This window comes from Pseudofrankia coriaricola, assembly GCF_032027725.1.
Lineage (GTDB): Bacteria > Actinomycetota > Actinomycetes > Frankiales > Frankiaceae > Pseudofrankia.
In genome coordinates, this window is record NZ_JASNFO010000110.1 from 12,438 (window position 1) to 29,749 (window position 17,312).

Consider the following 17,312-nt stretch of genomic DNA (forward strand, 5'->3'; position numbering starts at 1 on the left):
GGTATGGATCCCCGCTACAGCGGCACGGATCCCTTGACCAGCGCGTTTCGCGCGAAGGCGGTGGCGAGAGGCTCACGTTCGGTTACGGTTTTCTTCGTCGGCGGAGCCGGCCTTCGGCTGGTGTGAAGCCGACGAGGTCGGCTGGTGGCCGCGCCCGGGCGCGATGTCACGGTCGTGCCGGAGGGGAGGTCGGGGTGCCGGACGACCTGCTGGGACTGCGGGGCCAAGCGGCCGCGCTCGCCGCCGGGGGCGTTTCGTCGAGAGAGCTCGTCGGCGCCGCTCTTGACCGGATTCAGGCGACTCAGTCGACCCTCAACGCCTTTCGGCGGCTGCGTCCGGAGGCCGCGCTTGCGGAGGCGGACGAGGCCGACCGGCGGCTGGTGGCGGGCGAACGGCTGCCGTTGCTGGGTGTTCCCGTCGCGATCAAGGATGACACCGACCTGGCTGGCGAACCGACGGCATTCGGTGCCCGGGGCGAGTTCCCGCCTCAACCCGCCGACAGCGAGATGGTGCGCAAGCTCAAGGCCGCCGGCGCCGTGATCGTCGGAAAGACGAATACACCGGAGTTCGGCCAGTGGCCGTTCACCGAGGGGCCGGCCTTCGGCGTCACCCGCAACCCGTGGGACCTCGACCACACCCCCGGCGGGTCGTCGGGCGGCGCGGCAGCGGCCGTGGCGGCCGGGCTGGTCGCGGCGGCTGTCGGCTCGGACGGCGCAGGCTCGGTGCGGATCCCTGCGGCCTGGACCAATCTCGTCGGCATCAAGCCACAGCGCGGGCGGATCTCCAGCGCGCCGGTCGCCGAGCAGTTCAACGGGCTGACGACGTTCGGCCCGCTGGCGCTGACCGTCGCCGACGCGGCCATGCTGCTCGACGTCCTGTCGGGCAGCGCGCCGGTCGACCGCGACCACCCGCCGCCCCCCGACGAGCCGTTCCTGGCCTCCGCCTCCCGTGAGCCGCGCCGGTTGCGGATCGGTCTGTCACTCAAGGTGCCCTACAGCGGCATGCCGGCGCGGCTCGACCCGATGGTGCGTACCGCCGTGGAATGGACCGGCACCGCGCTCGAGGCGCTCGGGCACGAGGTCGTGCCAGCCGAGCCCGCCTACGGCCTGCTCGGCGTGATCTTCCTGCCGCGGTCGCTCGAGGCGATCGACGACTGGGCCCACCGCGTCCCCGACCCGGAACTGCTGGACGTCCGGACCCTGGCCAACGCGCGCACCGGCCGGATGCTGCGGCCACTGCTGCTCGCCTCGCGGGCGGCCGAGCCGGTGTCGCGGTGGCGGATCGGGCGGATCTTCCGCTCGGTGGACGTACTGCTCGCCCCGACGACGGCGGTGCCGCCGCCGCGGACAGGCGAGCTCAACCGGGCGACGAGCTGGGAGACCGACCAGGCGATCGTCGCCGCCTGCCCGTTCACCTGGCCATGGAACGTGCTCGGCTGGCCGGCGATCAATGTGCCGGCCGGCCTCACGTCGGCGGGCCTGCCGTTGGGGGCGCAGCTGATGGGCCCGGCGAACAGCGAGAGCCTCCTGATCTCGCTCGCCGCTCAGCTGGAACGCGAGCAGCGCTGGTACGAGTGCCGTCCCGGCCAGCGCCTCGGAGCGACCCCCTCCACCGCGTAGATGGGAGACGCGCCTCCCGGAGGTCGCCGGCAAGCCTCCGATCAGGCGCGAAGGCCACTGCGGCTTCGGACTGGTGACGGAACAGCGGGACGCACCCGAGCTGTGCGGGGAGGCGGACCTCCGCGGAGGCCCGGCCACGAGCGAAGCGATGTGGCCCCGCAAACGCGGTCGTCTTCGGCCTCGCGACGTGCAGCGGGACGCAACCGGGCTGGGCGCGGAGGCGCGCCTCGCGGAGGCCCTCCTACGAGCGAAGCGACGTAGGGGGGCCGCAGCGAGGTCGCCGGAGCGCCCGTGAGCGGAGGAGGACGGCGCGCGGAGGTCCCGTGGGAGCGAAGCGAGTACGGGGCCGGAGCGCGCCGCCCGCACGGAGCGAACCAGAAACAACCTTCACCCCGACCCCGGAACCTGTTCTGCGGCGGCCCGAAGCTGCCGCCGAAGTTCGTGAGCCGCAGCACATCCTGGGCAAGGCTTCGCGATGCTGGCTGACTCGGCCGGCTCGGGGCCGGTCGGCGCGTTCGGCACCGGAAGCGCGCTGCGGGCGGGGCGCGGTAGGGCCTGGGTTTTGGGAGATTTTTGCCGCAGTGCTGGCGGTGCGCTGCGGGGGTGTCGGCGCTGGCCGGTGCGCGTCCTACCTAGCTCAGAAGGGCCATCGGACAGTCTTCTACTAGTCGTAGGAGGTGGGTCGGCGGGCCCTCGACGGGCCGTAGTCCTACCGAACGTCGAACCTTCGGTGGCGCTTGCGCCAGCGCGTGCCAGAATGACCGACGTGGCCACGGCACCCGTCCTCGAGAAGGCTCCGCCACCACATCCCATGGCCAACCGTCCGTCGATGGTCTCGGTTGGCACCGTGGTGTGGCTGTCGTCGGAGCTGATGTTCTTCGCGGCGCTTTTCGCGATGTACTACACGATCCGTTCGGTCAACAGCGGCAACTGGCCGCCTACGACCGGTGACCCGGCTGGTTCCGAGATCGGCCCGGTGCACCTGCACGTCGCCTACGCGCTGGTCTTCACGATCATCCTGGTGCTGTCCAGCGTGACCTGCCAGCTTGGCGTGTTCGCCGCGGAGCGGGGCGACGTGTTCGGGCTGCGCCGCTGGTACACGATCTCGTTCGTCATGGGCCTGGTCTTCGTCCTCGGCCAGGCGAACGAGTTCTTCCGGGAGAACGAGTTCGGGCTGAACTCGCACGCCTACGGCTCGGTCTACTACCTGACCAGCGGCTTCCACGGTCTGCACGTGATCGGTGGTCTGATCGCCTTCATCATGGTCCTGGCCAGGTCGACCTTCGGGCGCTTCACGCCGGAGAAGGCGACCTCGGCGATCGTCGTGTCGTACTACTGGCACTTCGTCGACGTCGTCTGGATCGGCCTGTTCGCGACCATCTACCTCCTCCAGTGAGCGACATGACTGCATCCACCGGCAACGAGAACGACATGGCCGCGCCCACCGGTCCCGCCGACGAGGCGGCCGCGGTGACCGCGTCGACCGACGTGACCGAGGCGGCGGAGGTGAGCGACGTGGCCGGGGCGGTGGAGATGGCCGAGGCGAGCGACGTGACCGAGGTGGCGGAGCCGGAGGCCGGGCCGACGGAGCCGGAGGCCCAGGCGGAGGACGCCGAGAAGCCGGAGGCAGCCGCGTCGGCGCCCCCCACGGGTGTACGCGGGCGGCTGGTCACCAGGACCTCCCGCCGGTCCCGCGGCCCGGCCAGCGCGCGCCGCCGGCGCCGCTCGTCCACGCTCGTCCTCTCGCTCGCCCTCATGGCCACGGGCGTGCTGTGGTCGGTGCTGGCGCCCAGCGGCAGCGCGGCGGACTCGACCGACAACGCGGCGGTCAAGGCGGGCCGCGCTCTCTACGTGCAGGGCTGCTCGACCTGCCATGGGCTCAACGCGGCCGGCACCGTCTCCGGCCCGAGCCTGATCGGCGTCGGCTCCGCCGCGGTCGACTTCCAGGTGTCCACCGGGCGCATGCCGCTCGCGCACCCGGGCGCCCAGGCAGAGCGCAAGGACCCGAGCTACTCGGAGACGCAGATCGACCAGCTCGCGGCCTACATCCAGACGCTCGGCGGCGGCACCACCACGCCGGAGATCAGCAAGGATGACCTCGCCGACGCGGACCTGACGTACGGCGGCGAGCTCTACCGGGCGAACTGCGCACAGTGCCACCAGTCCGCGGGCGCGGGCGCTCCGCTGACCTACGGCAAGTACGCGCCGGCGCTGACCAACGCGACGCCGGAGCAGATCGTCGAGGCCATGCGCGTCGGTCCCGAGTCGATGCCGGTGTTCGGTTCCGGCCAGATCGACGACGAGGGCGCCAAGGCGATCGCGGCCTACATCATCATGAACCGCGACACCCCCAGCCCCGGTGGCCACAAGCTGGGCAGCTACGGCCCCGTCCCAGAGGGCCTGCTCGGCTGGCTGATCGGCATCGGCGGCCTGCTCGGCGTGTGCCTGTGGATCGGAGCGAGGCAGAAGGTATGAGCGAGCAGGACGACACCTCCACCGGAGGTGGGAGCGTCTTCGACCGGGTGAAGCGCCCGGCCGGGGGCGGGCCGGCCGGCGGGAGCGGTGGCGCCGGGGCCCCGGAGGGCCCCGAGGTGCTGGGCACCCCGCCGGCTCCGACCGACTCCACCCAGCTGGAGGAGCACACCTCCTGGCGGCACGCGGGCGTCGCGCACCGGCCGCCGCGGGCCGAGGACGTCGACCGGCGCGCCGAGCGGCGTGCCGAGCGGCTGATCGCGCTCTGGTTCACCGTCTCGGTGATCGGCACGCTCGGCTTCATCGTCGCGAACTTCGCGGGCGACAAGCACAAGGCGTACTACACCCCGTGCCTGGGCCTCGGGATCGCGCTCGCCGTCGGCGGCCTCGGCGTCGGGATGATCCTGTGGGCCAAGCGGCTGATGCCGCACGAGCAGGCCGTGCAGGAGCGGCACTCCTTCAAGAGCACCGACGTGGAGACGGCGGTCCTCGAGGAGGAGGTGGCGCTCGGCTTCGACGCCATGGGCCTGGGCCGGTTCAAGCTGGTACGCCGCAGCCTGCTTGGTGCTGGCGCCGTGCTCGGCGGCCTCGCGGTGGTGCCGCTGCTGAACCTCACGAACGCCAAGCCGGGCAAGAAGCTCGACCACACCCACTGGGTGAAGGGCGCCCGGATGGTCACCGGCGAGGGACGGTTCGTCAAGCTCGGCGACATCTCCATCGGCGGCATCGAGACCGTCTTCCCGGCGGTGCCCGTCAAGGACGCGGGCGGCACCACCAGGTTCGAGCCCCAGCTGGACCTGCACACCAAGGCCGACAGCGCCACGATCCTGGTCCGCCTCGAGCCGGGCATCAACAAGCCCCGGCCCGGGCGGGAGAACTGGGACCTGGCGGGCCTGGTCGCCTACTCGAAGATCTGCTCGCACGCCGGCTGCCCGGTCAGCCTCTACGAGCAGCAGACCCATCACCTGCTCTGCCCGTGCCACCAGTCGGTGTTCGACGTGCCGGACGGCTGCCGCGCCATCTTCGGCCCGGCCAGCCGGTCGCTGCCGCAGCTCGCGCTCGGCGTCGACGGCGATGGCTACCTCATCGCCCGGGACGGCGACTACACCGAGCCGATCGGGCCCGCGTTCTGGGAGCGCTCATGACGACGACGCACGGGCCGGCCGGTTCGCCCGCGGCCGCCCCGAAGCTCGAGAAGCGGCCGAGCCCGGTTCGCAAGCTCAACCGGGCGGCGGACGAGCGGTTCCACACCCAGCGGGCGCTGCGGGAGAACCTGAACAAGGTCTTCCCCGACCACTGGTCGTTCATGATCGGTGAGATCGCGCTCTACAGCTTCATCATCCTGATACTGACCGGGATCTACCTGACGCTGTTCTTCGACCCGAGCAACACCGAGGTCATCTACAACGGCTCGTACGTCCCGCTCAAGGGCGTGGAGATGAGCCGGGCGTACGCGTCGACGCTGGACATCAGCTTCGACATCCGGGCCGGGCTGGTGTTCCGCCAGATCCACCACTGGGCGGCGCTGCTGTTCGTCGCGTCGATCATGGTCCACCTGTTCCGGGTGTTCTTCACCGGCGCGTACCGCAAGCCGCGCGAGATCAACTGGCTGATCGGTGTCGGCCTGCTGGTCATGGGCATCTTCGAGGGCTTCGCCGGCTACTCGCTGCCGGACGACCTGCTCTCCGGCACCGGCCTGCGGATCGCCTCGTCGATCGCCCAGTCGATCCCGGTGGCCGGCACCTGGGCATCGTTCCTGCTGTTCGACGGCGAATGGCCCGGCATGAACTTCCTGCCTCGGCTCTACGTCGCGCACATCCTGCTGATCCCCGGCCTCCTGCTCGCGCTCGTCGGCGCGCACCTGGGCATCCTCTGGTACCAGAAGCACACCGACTTCCCCGGCCCGGGCAAGACCGAGGACAACGTCATCGGCCACCGGGTGTTCCCGGTGTTCGCGGTGAAGTCCGGCGGGTTCTTCATGATGGTCTTCGCGATGCTGGCGCTGCTGGGTGGCCTCGCGCAGATCAACCCGATCTGGGTGTTCGGCCCGTACGACCCGTCGAAGGTCAGCTCGGCGTCTCAGCCGGACTTCTACATCGGCTTCCTGGACGGCTCGACCCGTCTCATGCCGCCCTGGGAGTTCCGCGGGCTCGGGCACACGGTGGCCGCGGTGTTCTGGCCGACGGTGATCCTGCCCGGCATCCTGTTCACGCTGCTGGCGCTGTGGCCGTGGCTCGAGTCGAAGTTCACCGGGGACCGCGAGTCGCACAACTTGCTGCAGCGGCCGCGGGAGGCGCCGACCCGTACCGCGATCGGCGCCATGTCGATCAGCTTCTACCTGGTGCTGCTGATCTCGGGTGGTAACGACGTCATCGCGAAGACGTTCAGCATCTCGCTGAACGCGATGACCTGGGCCGGCCGAGTGGGGATCATCATCGTCCCGCCGATCGCGTACAAGGTCACCAAGATGATCTGTATCGCGCTTAACAAGCGGGACCACGACATCGCCCACCACGGCATCGAGACCGGCATCATCCGGCAGCTGCCGACCGGCGAGTTCGTCGAGGACCACCGGCCCAAGCCGGACCCGGTGCCCGACTACCCGCTGGTGCCGACGCACCGCTTCGAGCTGCCGGCTCCGGGCCACGGCAACGGCGATGGGCACGCGAAGGGCGGCATCACCACCCGCGCCCGCAAGGCCGTCACCGGCTTCTTCACCGAGGAGAAGACCGAAAGCGGCGAGGAACCGGTAGGCGGCCCCCGCCACTGAGGCGGGCGCCGCCTGGTCGGGCGCGGAGCGCCCTCCCGGTCTTGGTTCCGGGCACAGCCGTGTGGCGGTGGCTCGGCCTGTCTGGGGTCGGGGACGTGATTGGGTTGGCGCCAGCGCTGATGCGCGGTCGCTTGCTGTGGCTGGATTGAGTGATTTGCCCGCTGGAGCGGTGCGGCACGCATCGTCGCTGAGGGAGGCACGTCCGCGAGGGCGTGTCTCCTTCAGCTCTTTCCCGGCGCAGACGTGCGGGCGGAGCGGTGGGGTTCGCCTGGGCGGTGGGTGAGGTCCCGGTGGTCGGTCCGTGGCGGCGGGGGGAGCTCGGCCGCGGCCCTGGCGGCGCCGGCGGCGGGCCAGGCCCAGGTGCCAGTGAGCTGGACGAGCCGGGCGCCGGGGGTGGCGAGCCAGCGTTCGATCCGCTCCATCTCCTCGGCGCTCGCCGCCGGCGTCGGCCCGGGGCCCGGGCGGACGGTCTCGGCGGTGGCGACGACGGCATCCACCCAGGGACGCGGGTCGACGCCCCGCGCGACGGTCGCGGACGCGGCGAGCCGGCCGTACCGGATGACGGCCAGGTCCCAGCCACGGTCGGCGGTGGGCACGGCGCCCACCAGTTCGGGGACGACACCCAACGCGGTCAGCCGCTGCTGACGGGCGGAGGCCCGGACAAACGCGACCATCCGATCCCTGGCCAGCGCTGCCTCCTCGAACCGGGTCTGCGCGGCCAGCACGGAGATCCGCGCCCGCGCGGCGGCGACGACGACCGTCGGGTCGCCCGCCATCGCCTCCCTGGCATCGGCCACGACCGCGGCGTACTCCTCCAGGGACTGCCGCCCGTCGCAGGGCGCGCCGCACTTGCCGAGGTCCGCGAGCGCGCAGGCCGGGTTCGACTGCCGCGGTGAGAGCCGCCCTCCGCAGCGGCGCAGTGCCACCGCCTCCTGCAGGCCGTCAGCCGCCAGCTCGGCCCCGCCGACGCGGCCGAAGGGGCCGAGGTAGGTTCCGCCGTCGGCGCGCACCTGGCGCACTCTGGACAGCCGGGGAAACGGCTCGTCGGTGAGGCGCAGGAACACCGTGCGCTCCGGGAACCGGGAGCGGCGGTTGTAGGGCGGTTTGTGCTGGGCGATCAGACGCAGCTCGCGCACCTCCGCCTCGAGCGTGTGCGCGCACTCGATCGCGTCCACCCGCTCCGCGGCGGCGACCATCTCGGCCATCCGGGTGCGCGTCTCGCTCGCGGTGAAGTAGGTGCGTACGCGGGCGCGTATCGAGGCCGACTTGCCGACGTAGAGCACCCGGCCGGAACCATCACGGAACAGGTACACCCCGGGGCCGGTGGGCAGGTCGTCGGCGAGCGTGCGCTTGCGCCGCTGGGCGGGGGAGACCCTGTTGCTGTACTCGTGGACGTCCTCCAGCGTCCTTACTCCGAGGTTGCCGAGCCGCTCGAACAGGCCGTGCAGGACGTCCACCGTGGCGCGGGCGTCGGCGAGCGCGCGGTGACGCGGCTCGTGGCGAGCGTGGAACAGCCGGGCGAGCGAGGACAGCTTGTTGTCGGGGCTCTCGTCGCGCGTGACGACCCGGCGGGCCAGCCTGACGGTATCCAGGTGCTCCCAGGCGGGGACGGGGTAGCCGACGCGTTCGCAGGCCGCCTTGAGGAAGCTCAGGTCGAAGCCGGCGTTGTGCGCGACGAGCACCGAGCCGCGGATGAACTCCAGGAACGCGGGCAGCACCTCGGCCAGCGCGGGCGCCGTCGCGAGCATCGAGTCAGTGATCCCGGTCAGCACGGTGATCAGCGGCGGCACAGCGTTCGACGTACGCACCAGTGTGGCGAACTCGGCGATCACCTCACCGCCGCGGACCTTCACCGCGCCGAACTCGGTGATCTCGGAGTCGGCCGGCCCGGTGCCGGTCGTCTCCAGATCGAACACGACGAAGGTGACGTCCCGCAGCGGCCGGCCCAGCTCGTCGAAGCTGCCCTGCCGCCCGCCGGCTGGGGCCGGCGCCGAAGGCTCAGGTGACACACCGCGAACCTAGTGACGAGGTCCGACACTCCACGAACCGGTGACCAGGTAGCGGGTGATGTGACATCCGGCCGCCGTCAGCCTGCCGCCTGGCTCCCCTGTGATCATGTTCGGTGGCCTGACGATGTCTGGCTGGCTGATCGGGCCCGTCGCGGTCCAACTGGCCGACGGCACCCGCCTCGTGCCCATCGGGCCGATGCGTTCCCGGTTGCCCGAGTCCCTCGTGCTCGAGCCGACGACGACGCGCACCTGGCCGGCCCGGTGGAATCGAGCGGCCTTCTTCGCTCTCGTCGGCACCGCCGTGTGCGGCACGTTCGCAACGATGATTGCCATCGCCGGCAGGCTATTCCGTCGGAGCGATCGCGGCCGGCGCGCTGGCTCCGGGGTCGCTGGGGGCGCCTTTCTCGTCAACGCCTGGGCCGGTCACGGTGATGCGCCGCCCTGGCCATGGGAAGTCGGCCCGCGCCGCCCGGCTGGGCGCGGCTGCGGCTACGCGAAGGGGCGGGTGAAGGCGGCGGGGCCGGCGGTGATGACACGGAACTCGTTGCCCTCGGGATCGGCGAGAAGGTAGCCGGCCTCGCCGACGGCCTCCAGGCGGCGGACTCGCCGGGCGCCCAGGGTGGCGAGCCAGCTGGCGACGCGCTCGGCGTCGACCGCGTAGAGGTCGAGCTGGAGACGGTTGCGCGCCGGCCCGAGCTTGCGGACCTGGCGCAGCAGCAGCTTCGGCCCCGCACTCGCCGGGTGGCGCAGTTCCGCGGTGTCACCGTCGCGGAGGGTTACCTCGTATCCCAGCGCTCTGGACCAGAAGCGGATCATTCGGTCGACATCCACGCAGTCGACCCCGACTCGCGCTACCCTCAGCCCGTGCGTCTCAAACCTGGCCACTCGCGCATGATGCCGCATTGCGGGTGCCTTGGTTCATCGGTGGCCGGCGTGTTGTGAAACGGTCATCGATCCGAGCCGGCCGAAGGGCCCGGCGGCGGGCCGCGTCCCGCTAGATCCCTTGGGGCACCTGGATCGGTAGGGTCCTGGCCATGCCGACTATCTTCACCCGGATCATCAACGGGGAGCTGCCGGGTCGGTTCGTCTACGAGGACGAGCACACGGTCGCCTTCCTGACCGTTGCCCCGATCCGGCCGGGCCACACGCTCGTCGTGCCGCGCCTTGAGGTCGACCACTGGATCGACCTGCCGGACGCCGAGCAGCGCGAGCTGTGGAGCGCGGCGGCGAAGGTCGGCAGAGCGATCCAGGACGCGTTCCAGCCGCGCCGGGTCGCGGCGATCATCGCGGGGCTGGAGGTGCCGCACGTGCACGTGCACCTCATCCCGATCGACAGCGAGAAGCAGCTGGACTTCGGCCTCGCGGATTCCAGCCCGACGCCCGAGGCGCTGGACGAGGCCGCCGAACGGATCAGGGCCGCGCTCGCCTGACCCGCGGCGCGAACTCCACGGGGCTGCCGGGAGCGTGGCGACGAGGAGGACGGTCAGCCGGCCCTGCGGGCGCGGCGGCGGGGGCCGGCGGCATCGGGGCGGCGCGCCCGGGGTCCCTGCCGGATCGGCGAAGCCGCATCCGGGAGGTTCGGGGAGCGCCGACGCGGGCCGACCGCGAACGGCTCGGGAAGTGGAATCATCTGCTGCGCCGTCGGGACCTCCGCCGCGGCGCCGCCGTCAGCCGGCACGACGTCCAACGGCGTCACCAGCCGGAGCCTCGGCAACAGGCCCGCGTCGGCGAGCAGCGCGAGCGCTCGGCGCTCGTCCTCATCCCACTCCACGACCGGTGGTGGTGCCAGCAGCACCGACAGCACACAGTCCTCACACGCGTCCCCACGCGCCACGCACGAATCACAGTCGATCAGCATCGCGCTCACCTCTGTCGCTCACACTGTGTCATCGCTGACGGTAGACGCGTGGTCCGACAGTTTTTCGCGACGTGGGTGTCGCCTCAGCGCTCCAGCCGGGCGAGGAGGGCGGCGGAGGGAACGGCGCGGGCACCGGCGGCCGCGCAGGTCTCGGCGACCTCACGGTCAGAGGTCACGACCACCACCGGGCGGCCGGAGGGCTCGGCACGGACCAGCCGGACGATCTCCTCGTCGGCGAGCTCGCCCAGCCGGCTGAACAGCACTCGCACGCCGCGTGGTGCCGTCACCCCGACCGGGCGGCTGACGACCGCCGTCGCGTCGAAGACCACGGTGACCTCGGCGTCCGACGCCCGGCCGGCGAGCGGGCCGAGACCGGACAGCAGCCGCACCCGTTGGGCCTGCAGCGGCAGCGCGCCGTAGCCGCGCTTGGTGACGTTGTACCCGTCGATGATCAGGTGGATGCCGGGGATCGCGAGAACCTCGTCGATGACCGTCGGGTCGTCGTCGGGGCGCCCGCGGGCGCCGACCGCGGAGAACGGGTCGCGCGCCTGCCCGTCCTCCGTGGCGCACAGGTCCGCCGGGCGCTGCACCGTGCTGGGCAGAGCAAGCTCGCGGCGCACGCCGTTGGCCGCGCCCATCAGCGTGTCCAGCAGCACCCGCAGGCGGGCGTCGTCGAGGCTGCGCGCGTCGCGCCCCTCTCGCCGGGCGGCGGCGAGCGCCGTCTCCAGCTCGCCGACCCGGGCCCGCAGCCGGCGGGTCTCGCCCTCCGCGGCCCTGACGAGGGCGCGCGCCGCGTCCCGGTCCGCGGCCGCGGCCGCGATCTCCTCCTGCGCCGCTTGCTCGGCGCGGCGGACCCGCTCGGCCGAGCCGCGCATCCGCCGGCGCAGGTCGTCCACCTCCAGACGGGCCGTGGCCAGCTGGTCGCGCAGCTGCGCCCGCTCCGCGCGGCCGCCCTCCTGGACCGCGGCGAGCGCCTCGGTGAGCCGGTCGACCTCCCGGGCGGCCTCCTCGGCCTTGGCCGACACCGCGGCCTGCACGGACGAGGTGGCGGCGACGGCGAGCAGATCCTCCCAGCCAGCCGGGCGCAGCACGAAGGCGACCGCGGCCACCTCGGCCGGCGGCGCCGCGGCCGGCGGGCCGTCGGTCGCCATCACGGCGTCCGCGAGCCCCGGATGGGCCCGCCGGACCCACTCCGCCACCCGGCCCCGGAAGACCGCGTCGTGCTCGACCGCGGCCGCGAGCGGGACCGCGCCCTGCTTGGGCCGGCGCGCGGGCGTGAACCTGCGCACGGCGACGAGGCTCGCGGGCACCTCGGCGTCCTCGAGGCCGGCGAGTGTCTCGGCGGCGAAGGCGACGACCTGGGTGCGTACCTCCACCGGCAGCGGCTCGCTCACCCGGCGTCCGGGGGAGGCAGGTCGACGGGCACGGTACGGACTCCCTGTCGCAGGAACGAGTGGCAGCACTCCAGCGTAGTCCGGCGTCGGAGCCATCACCATCCGCCATGAACCATCACCATCCGCCACGAGCCCGCGAACGCGGCGGGGATGGGACAACGCGTGCCCGGTGCTTCCGCCGGAGCGGGGGACCCGCTGGCCCGGGAGTGCTCCAACCGTCGGGTATCCACGCCGGTAGGTCACCGCGATGTCAATCCCAACGACGGGGAGACAACATTGGCCGAAGGATGTCCCGCGCCGGTTGACACAACCATCGAGAAAGTGTTCGACAAGGGCATTTCCCTTGTGGATGACTGACTTCTGTAATGTCGCGCTATCCATCCCCATGCTCCGTTTTTGGCAGCGGGGTGTACGCCGAGAGGAACACCGTGAGCGACCAGAACCCCCCGACCCCGCCAGATGGTGGGGGTGGAAACGCGCAGAACGGCGGTGGGTGGCCGCCGAGCACCCCAGTGCCGGACTGGCAGGCGGCACCGACTACCAGGGCGGATGGCTCGGCCTGGCCATCGGGCGCCGGCCAGACCCCGCAGGGCGTCACCCCTGGAGCGACGCCGCCGGGCACCCCGACCTCACCCGGCCAGTGGCCCGCACCCCCCGGCTACCAGCAGCCCGGCTACCAGCAGCCCGGCTACCAGCAGCCCGACTACCAGCAGCCCGGCTATCAGCAGCCTGGCTATCAGCAGGCCGGCTACCCGCCGCCCGGCACTCCGCCGCCCGGTGGCTACCCGCCGCCCGGCACTCCGCCGCCCGGTGGCTACCCGCCGCCCGGCACGCCGGCACCAGGTGGCTACCCGCAGTCGACGCCCTATCCGCAGGGCGACGCCTACCCGCCCGCCGGTGGCTACCCTCCCTCGCAGCCCGGCTACCAGCAGCCTGACTACGCCCAGCAGGGCGGCTACCAGCAGCCTGACTATGCCCAGCAGCCTGACTATGCCCAGCAGGGCGGCTACCAGCAGACGGGGTACCAGCAGGGCGGCTACGCCCAGCCCGGGACTCCTACCGGCTGGACCGGTCAGCCCGGCCAACCCGGTCAGCCCGGCCGGCCAGGCCGCTCCAACCGCAACGTGGTCATCCTCGTCTCCGCGCTCGTGGCGGTCCTGGCGATTGTCCTCGGCGTCGTCATCGCGCTCGCGGTGAGTGGCGACGACGGTGACAACACGCCGATCACCGCACCGCCGGTGACCACGCTGGGGACAGGTACCCCGTCTCCGGCGCCGACGCAGGCATCCAGCGGGCCGGTCACCGCGCCGTCGACGCGCCCGGGGCCGGCCGGCTGCACGCCGATCAGCCCTCCGGGAGGCGCGCCCGCGGCGGGCGTCGCCGACATCGGCCAGACGGCGACCGTCATGGGCGAAGGCACCAGCGACCTCACCACCTACACCGCGCGGATCACGCTGAACAGCATGTGCCGCACCACGGCCCCGGTGACGACATACGGCGACCCGCCGGAGAACGGCGTCTTCATCGTCGCCAACTTCACGGTGCAGATGGTCACCGGCAAAGCCAACGTCTACCCGCTGAGCTTCTTCGGCCAGACCACGGACGGCACCCGGTACGACGCCAGCTACGAGGAGGTCGGGTCGCGGCTGGACGCCGATGACCTCGCGGCCGGCCAGCAGGTGCGAGGCAACATCGTCTTTGACGTTCCGGACGACAACCACCTCGTGTACTGGGAGCCGCTGTTCGCCACGTCCCGGGCGAACTTCCGCTACTGATCGGCACCCCACTCGGGGACCTGGCCCAAGACCCGGCCCGGTCCCGACAGACAACCTCATCGGCCGGCGGCGGTGGCTGGCGCCCTCCGGCGCCGGCCGCGGCCATGGCACGTCCCGGTCGGGTCCTCGGGCCGTGGCCCGGCCGTCAGGCCGCGCGGTCGCCCGACGCCGCGATGACCTCGCCGAGCCGCACGCTCCGCCGCGCGTGCCCTTCCGGTAGGGAGGGGCCAGCGGTGGAAGGGCCGGTAGAGGACCATGGGCGCATGCGGGTGCTCGTGGTGACCAACGACTTTCCGCCGCGTGCCGGCGGCATCCAGGCATACGTGCACAACTTCGCGAGCAGACTGCCCGCCGGCGACGTCGTCGTCTATGCGCCCGCGTGGAAGGGCGCGGCCGAGTTCGACGCGGCCCAGAGCTTCCCCGTCATCCGGCACCCGACGTCGCTGATGCTGCCCACCCGGTCCGTGCTGCGCCGCGCCCGCGGGATCGCCCGCGCCGAGCGGTGCGACGCGGTCTGGTTCGGCGCGGCGGCGCCGCTCGGCCTGCTCGGCGCGCCGCTGCGCGCCACGACCGGGATCGAGCGCGTCGTCGCGAGCACCCACGGCCACGAGGTCGGCTGGGCCGCGTTGCCCGGCGCTCGCCAGACGCTGCGCCGCGTCGGCGCGACCACCGACGTCATCACCTACCTCGGCGACTACACCCGACGCCGGATCGGCCCGGCCTTCGGGCCTCGCCCGCGCCTGGAGCGGCTGCCCAGCGGCGTCGACGCGGAGCTGTTCCGTCCCGGCGCCGGCCGCGACGAGATCCGCGCCCGGCACGGGCTCACCGGCCGGCGGGTGGTCGTCTGCGTGAGCCGTCTGGTCCCGCGCAAGGGGCAGGACATGCTGATCCGCGCCCTGCCGAGCTGGCGGCGCCGCTACCCGGACACCGCGCTGCTGCTCGTCGGCGGCGGCCCCTACCGCGCCGACCTGGCCCGGCTCGCCAGGGAGCACGACGTCGAGGACCACGTCGTCTTCACCGAGTCGGTGCCCTGGGAGGAACTGCCGGCGCACTACGCGGCCGGGGACATCTTCGCGATGCCGTGCCGCTCCCGGCTCGGCGGCCTGGAAGTCGAGGGCCTGGGGATCGTCTACCTCGAGGCGTCCGCCGCCGGGCTCCCGGTCGTGGCCGGGGACAGCGGCGGCGCGCCCGACGCCGTGATCGACGGCCGGACCGGTCTCGTGGTCGACGGCCGCCGGCTGGCAGACGTGGCCTCGGCCGTCGCCGAGCTGCTGGACGACCCGGACCGCGGCCGATCCATGGGCGCCGCCGGCCGCGCCTGGGTCGAGCTCACCTGGCGCTGGGATCTCCTCACCAAGAACCTCGTCGAGTTCCTGAGCCCCAGCCCGGCGCGTTGAGGCGCCGCCGACCTTAGGCGCGGCCGAGTTTGACGGTACGAGCCAGGTCCGCCGCGCCGACGAAACCCGCGTCGGGTCCCAGGTCGGCGAGGACGATCTCGGCCTCGGGGCGGTGGCCGCGGCCGGGGAGGGCGGCGCGGAACTGGGCCCTGGCCGGGCCGAGCAGGAGCTCACCGGCGTCGGAGACGCCTCCGCCGATGACGAACCTCGCCGGGTCGAGCACGGCGGTGAGGCTGGCCAGGCCCTGGCCGAGCCAGTAGCCGACCTCCTCGAAGCACTTGATGGCCGCCGGGTCGCCCTCGCGGGCCGCGGTCGTGACGTCCGGGCCGGTCAACTGCCCCAGGTCGCCGCCGGCGAGCTCGAGCAGCCGCCGCCCGGCCGCCGACGAGCCACCGATGATCTCCCGGGCGTGGCGGACCAGCGCCCGGCCGCTCGCGTACTGCTCCCAGCAGCCCTGGCTGCCGCAGCCACACGGGAGCCCGGCCGGTACCACCTGCATGTGGCCGAACTCGGCGCCGACGCCGAACGCGCCGTGGCGCACCTTCCCCTCCACTACCAGCCCGCTGCCGATCCCGGTGCCCACCGTGACGCAGACCAGTTCGGCGCAGTCGCGCCCCGCGCCGAAGCGGTACTCCGCCCACGCCATCGTGTTCGCGTCGTTGTCGACGATCACCGGGCGGCCGAGCCGGTCGGAGATGATGTCCCGCAGCGGCTCGTCGCGCCAGGCGAGGTTCGGCGCGAACATCACCCGCGCCCCGTCGCGGTCGAGCCAGCCGGCGGCGCCGATGCCGATCGGCGCCTCCAGGCCGACGGCGTGGCGGGCGAGCAGCTCGCCGACGACCTCGGCGATCGTGTCCGCCACCAGCGCCGGCTCGTGCCCCGGGGTCGGGCGGCGCACCGAGCCGACGATCCGGCCGTGCTCGTCGACGACGCCCGCGGCCACCTTCGTCCCGCCGACGTCGACGCCGATCGCCAGACCCCGCGCGCCGCCGGCCGGCGCGAGCGGCGGGGGCGGCGCACCCGGCTCGGCGCCGGGCATGCCGGACGTGCGCGAGGCCGGGGGCGCAAAGGGCGCGCCGGACGAGATGGATGTGCCGGATGTGCCGGTCGTGTGCGTGCTACTCACCGATGTCGATCCTCTGTACCCGGCCGCGGGCCGGCCGGGTCTGCTGCGTCGCGGTCTGTCGTGGAGAAGCCTGCCAGCCCGGCGGGTCGTCGTGCTGGTCACCCGTGCCCTGGCCGGGGCCGCCCGCGGGCGGCCAGGCGGCGCGGGCCGCGGCGGCGAGCGAGCTCGCCGCCGCGAGCAGGTGCCCGAGGACCTCCGCGTGGCTGCCGGCGACGCTGGCGAGCAGCCTGCACAACGGGCAGCCGGTGCACAGCGTCTCGCCCGGTCCCACCGCCCAGGGCGGGCCGTGGCGTGGCCCCGGGCCGGGCGTGGGGCCGTCGCCTTGCTCCTGGTCGAACGGGTCGCCCTGGGCGACACCGGGCGGGTACGCGCCGGCCGGGTCCTGACGGGCGTCCCATTGGTCCTCCGGCCCGGAGGGGCCCCAGGCGTCCTCAGCAGTCCCGGGCCAGTCGGCGGCGGCGTCCTCCGCTTCTGGGTCATCGGCGGCGCCGGCCCGCGCGGGGGCGGGCGGGGCGCCGTGCGCCGTCAGCCATTCGCGGACCGCGGCGGTGAGCAGCGCCGCTTCCTGCGCCAGAGTGCCTGGCTCCGGCTGGGCCCGTGGCGAGGTTCCCGCCGGACCGGCGGAGCCGATCGGGGAGGTCTGCTGGGTGTTCTGCTGTGAGCTCTGGGTCACGCCCGCACCCACTGGTCCGGGTCGGGTACGAACGCGACAACCAGCCGGTTGTCGCGCAGCCAGGCGGCGCGGACGTCGCAGCGGCGCAGCGCGGCGGGCAGCGGGAGCAGCCGCCGGTGTGGGCCGACGGTCACCACCAGCTCGTCGCCGAGCCGGGGGGGGGCGCCCGCCCCCCCCGCGGGGGCCGGCACGCCGCCCGCCCGCCCATATCCCGCGTCG

Annotated in this window: 15 protein-coding genes and 1 pseudogene; 8 read left to right on the forward strand and 8 right to left on the reverse strand. The window is 73.1% G+C overall.

Annotation, left to right across the window (positions count from 1 at the left end):
* The first annotated feature begins 194 nt into the window (after positions 1 to 194).
* The 5 genes from QOZ89_RS41040 (at position 195) to qcrB (ending at position 6,861) form a co-directional block, all read left to right on the forward strand.
* Positions 195 to 1,619, forward strand: coding sequence for an amidase (locus tag QOZ89_RS41040; protein ID WP_312629544.1), 1,425 nt, complete (start codon positions 195 to 197; stop codon positions 1,617 to 1,619).
* Between the two features lie 757 nt (positions 1,620 to 2,376).
* A complete protein-coding gene (ctaE, locus tag QOZ89_RS41045; protein ID WP_071048997.1) occupies positions 2,377 to 3,015 on the forward strand; it encodes an aa3-type cytochrome oxidase subunit III in 639 nt (212 codons plus the stop codon).
* Positions 3,012 to 4,094 carry a cytochrome bc1 complex diheme cytochrome c subunit gene (gene qcrC / locus QOZ89_RS41050; protein ID WP_083418666.1) on the forward strand — a complete coding sequence of 361 codons (1,083 nt, stop codon included), beginning with the start codon at positions 3,012 to 3,014 and terminating at the stop codon, positions 4,092 to 4,094. Before ctaE ends, qcrC begins: the two co-directional genes overlap by 4 nt.
* Entirely contained in the window at positions 4,091 to 5,236 is a 1,146-nt protein-coding gene (gene qcrA / locus QOZ89_RS41055; RefSeq protein ID WP_071048998.1) for a cytochrome bc1 complex Rieske iron-sulfur subunit, read from the forward strand. Before qcrC ends, qcrA begins: the two co-directional genes overlap by 4 nt.
* Positions 5,233 to 6,861, forward strand: coding sequence for a cytochrome bc1 complex cytochrome b subunit (gene qcrB, locus QOZ89_RS41060; RefSeq protein ID WP_312629550.1), 1,629 nt, complete (start codon positions 5,233 to 5,235; stop codon positions 6,859 to 6,861). The genes qcrA and qcrB overlap by 4 nt, the downstream gene beginning before the upstream one ends.
* Before the next feature lie 221 nt (positions 6,862 to 7,082).
* On the opposite strand, the gene QOZ89_RS41065 is transcribed toward qcrB, so the two are convergent.
* The 3 genes from QOZ89_RS41065 to QOZ89_RS41075 all read right to left on the reverse strand — a co-directional run bounded on the left by QOZ89_RS41065 (position 7,083) and on the right by QOZ89_RS41075 (position 9,773).
* Complete coding sequence (locus QOZ89_RS41065; protein WP_312629552.1) at positions 7,083 to 8,870, reverse strand: DEDD exonuclease domain-containing protein; 1,788 nt, start codon at positions 8,868 to 8,870, stop codon at positions 7,083 to 7,085.
* 9 nt (positions 8,871 to 8,879) lie between these two features.
* Positions 8,880 to 9,203 (reverse strand): hypothetical protein, encoded by a 324-nt coding sequence (locus QOZ89_RS41070; RefSeq protein WP_312629554.1) that lies wholly within the window; start codon positions 9,201 to 9,203, stop codon positions 8,880 to 8,882.
* Between the two features lie 156 nt (positions 9,204 to 9,359).
* Positions 9,360 to 9,773, reverse strand: coding sequence for a VOC family protein (locus QOZ89_RS41075; RefSeq protein WP_071049001.1), 414 nt, complete (start codon positions 9,771 to 9,773; stop codon positions 9,360 to 9,362).
* Between the two features lie 131 nt (positions 9,774 to 9,904).
* Between QOZ89_RS41075 and QOZ89_RS41080 the strand changes: the two genes are divergently transcribed.
* Positions 9,905 to 10,300, forward strand: a complete 396-nt coding sequence (locus tag QOZ89_RS41080) for an HIT family protein (protein ID WP_071049002.1) — start codon at positions 9,905 to 9,907, stop codon at positions 10,298 to 10,300.
* A 53-nt stretch (positions 10,301 to 10,353) separates the two neighbouring features.
* On the opposite strand, the gene QOZ89_RS41085 is transcribed toward QOZ89_RS41080, so the two are convergent.
* Both QOZ89_RS41085 and QOZ89_RS41090 read right to left on the reverse strand, forming a co-directional pair.
* Positions 10,354 to 10,728, reverse strand: coding sequence for a hypothetical protein (locus QOZ89_RS41085; RefSeq protein ID WP_312629557.1), 375 nt, complete (start codon positions 10,726 to 10,728; stop codon positions 10,354 to 10,356).
* Positions 10,729 to 10,811: 83 nt separating this feature from the next.
* Entirely contained in the window at positions 10,812 to 12,122 is a 1,311-nt protein-coding gene (locus tag QOZ89_RS41090) for an NYN domain-containing protein (protein ID WP_071049004.1), read from the reverse strand.
* Between the two features lie 428 nt (positions 12,123 to 12,550).
* Between QOZ89_RS41090 and QOZ89_RS41095 the strand changes: the two genes are divergently transcribed.
* Positions 12,551 to 13,897, forward strand: a complete 1,347-nt coding sequence (locus tag QOZ89_RS41095) for a DUF4352 domain-containing protein (protein WP_312629560.1) — start codon at positions 12,551 to 12,553, stop codon at positions 13,895 to 13,897.
* Between the two features lie 263 nt (positions 13,898 to 14,160).
* Positions 14,161 to 15,294 (forward strand): glycosyltransferase family 4 protein, encoded by a 1,134-nt coding sequence (locus QOZ89_RS41100; protein WP_312629562.1) that lies wholly within the window; start codon positions 14,161 to 14,163, stop codon positions 15,292 to 15,294.
* Positions 15,295 to 15,307: 13 nt separating this feature from the next.
* Here QOZ89_RS41100 and QOZ89_RS41105 read toward each other — a convergent pair whose 3' ends face one another.
* The 3 genes and pseudogenes from QOZ89_RS41105 to QOZ89_RS41115 all read right to left on the reverse strand — a co-directional run.
* Positions 15,308 to 16,420, reverse strand: a complete 1,113-nt coding sequence (locus QOZ89_RS41105) for an ROK family glucokinase (RefSeq protein WP_312629564.1) — start codon at positions 16,418 to 16,420, stop codon at positions 15,308 to 15,310.
* On the reverse strand, positions 16,413 to 17,093 hold the full coding sequence (locus QOZ89_RS41110; RefSeq protein WP_312629566.1) for a hypothetical protein: 681 nt from the start codon (positions 17,091 to 17,093) through the stop codon (positions 16,413 to 16,415). The genes QOZ89_RS41105 and QOZ89_RS41110 overlap by 8 nt, the downstream gene beginning before the upstream one ends.
* A pseudogene (locus QOZ89_RS41115) lies at positions 17,090 to 17,312 on the reverse strand (ArsA family ATPase); the annotation flags it as partial. The gene QOZ89_RS41110 and the pseudogene QOZ89_RS41115, both read right to left, overlap by 4 nt.

Bases quoted from the DNA above. Each gene is read 5' to 3' on its own strand.
- ctaE (WP_071048997.1), top strand. From the start codon at position 2,377: ATGACCGACGTGGCCACGGCACCCGTCCTCGAGAAGGCTCCGCCACCA.
- qcrA (WP_071048998.1), top strand. From the start codon at position 4,091: ATGAGCGAGCAGGACGACACCTCCACCGGAGGTGGGAGCGTCTTCGAC.
- qcrB (WP_312629550.1), top strand. From the start codon at position 5,233: ATGACGACGACGCACGGGCCGGCCGGTTCGCCCGCGGCCGCCCCGAAG.
- QOZ89_RS41070 (WP_312629554.1), bottom strand. From the start codon at position 9,203: ATGGCAATCATCGTTGCGAACGTGCCGCACACGGCGGTGCCGACGAGA.
- QOZ89_RS41075 (WP_071049001.1), bottom strand. From the start codon at position 9,773: ATGCGGCATCATGCGCGAGTGGCCAGGTTTGAGACGCACGGGCTGAGG.
- QOZ89_RS41080 (WP_071049002.1), top strand. From the start codon at position 9,905: ATGCCGACTATCTTCACCCGGATCATCAACGGGGAGCTGCCGGGTCGG.
- QOZ89_RS41085 (WP_312629557.1), bottom strand. From the start codon at position 10,728: ATGCTGATCGACTGTGATTCGTGCGTGGCGCGTGGGGACGCGTGTGAG.
- QOZ89_RS41100 (WP_312629562.1), top strand. From the start codon at position 14,161: ATGCGGGTGCTCGTGGTGACCAACGACTTTCCGCCGCGTGCCGGCGGC.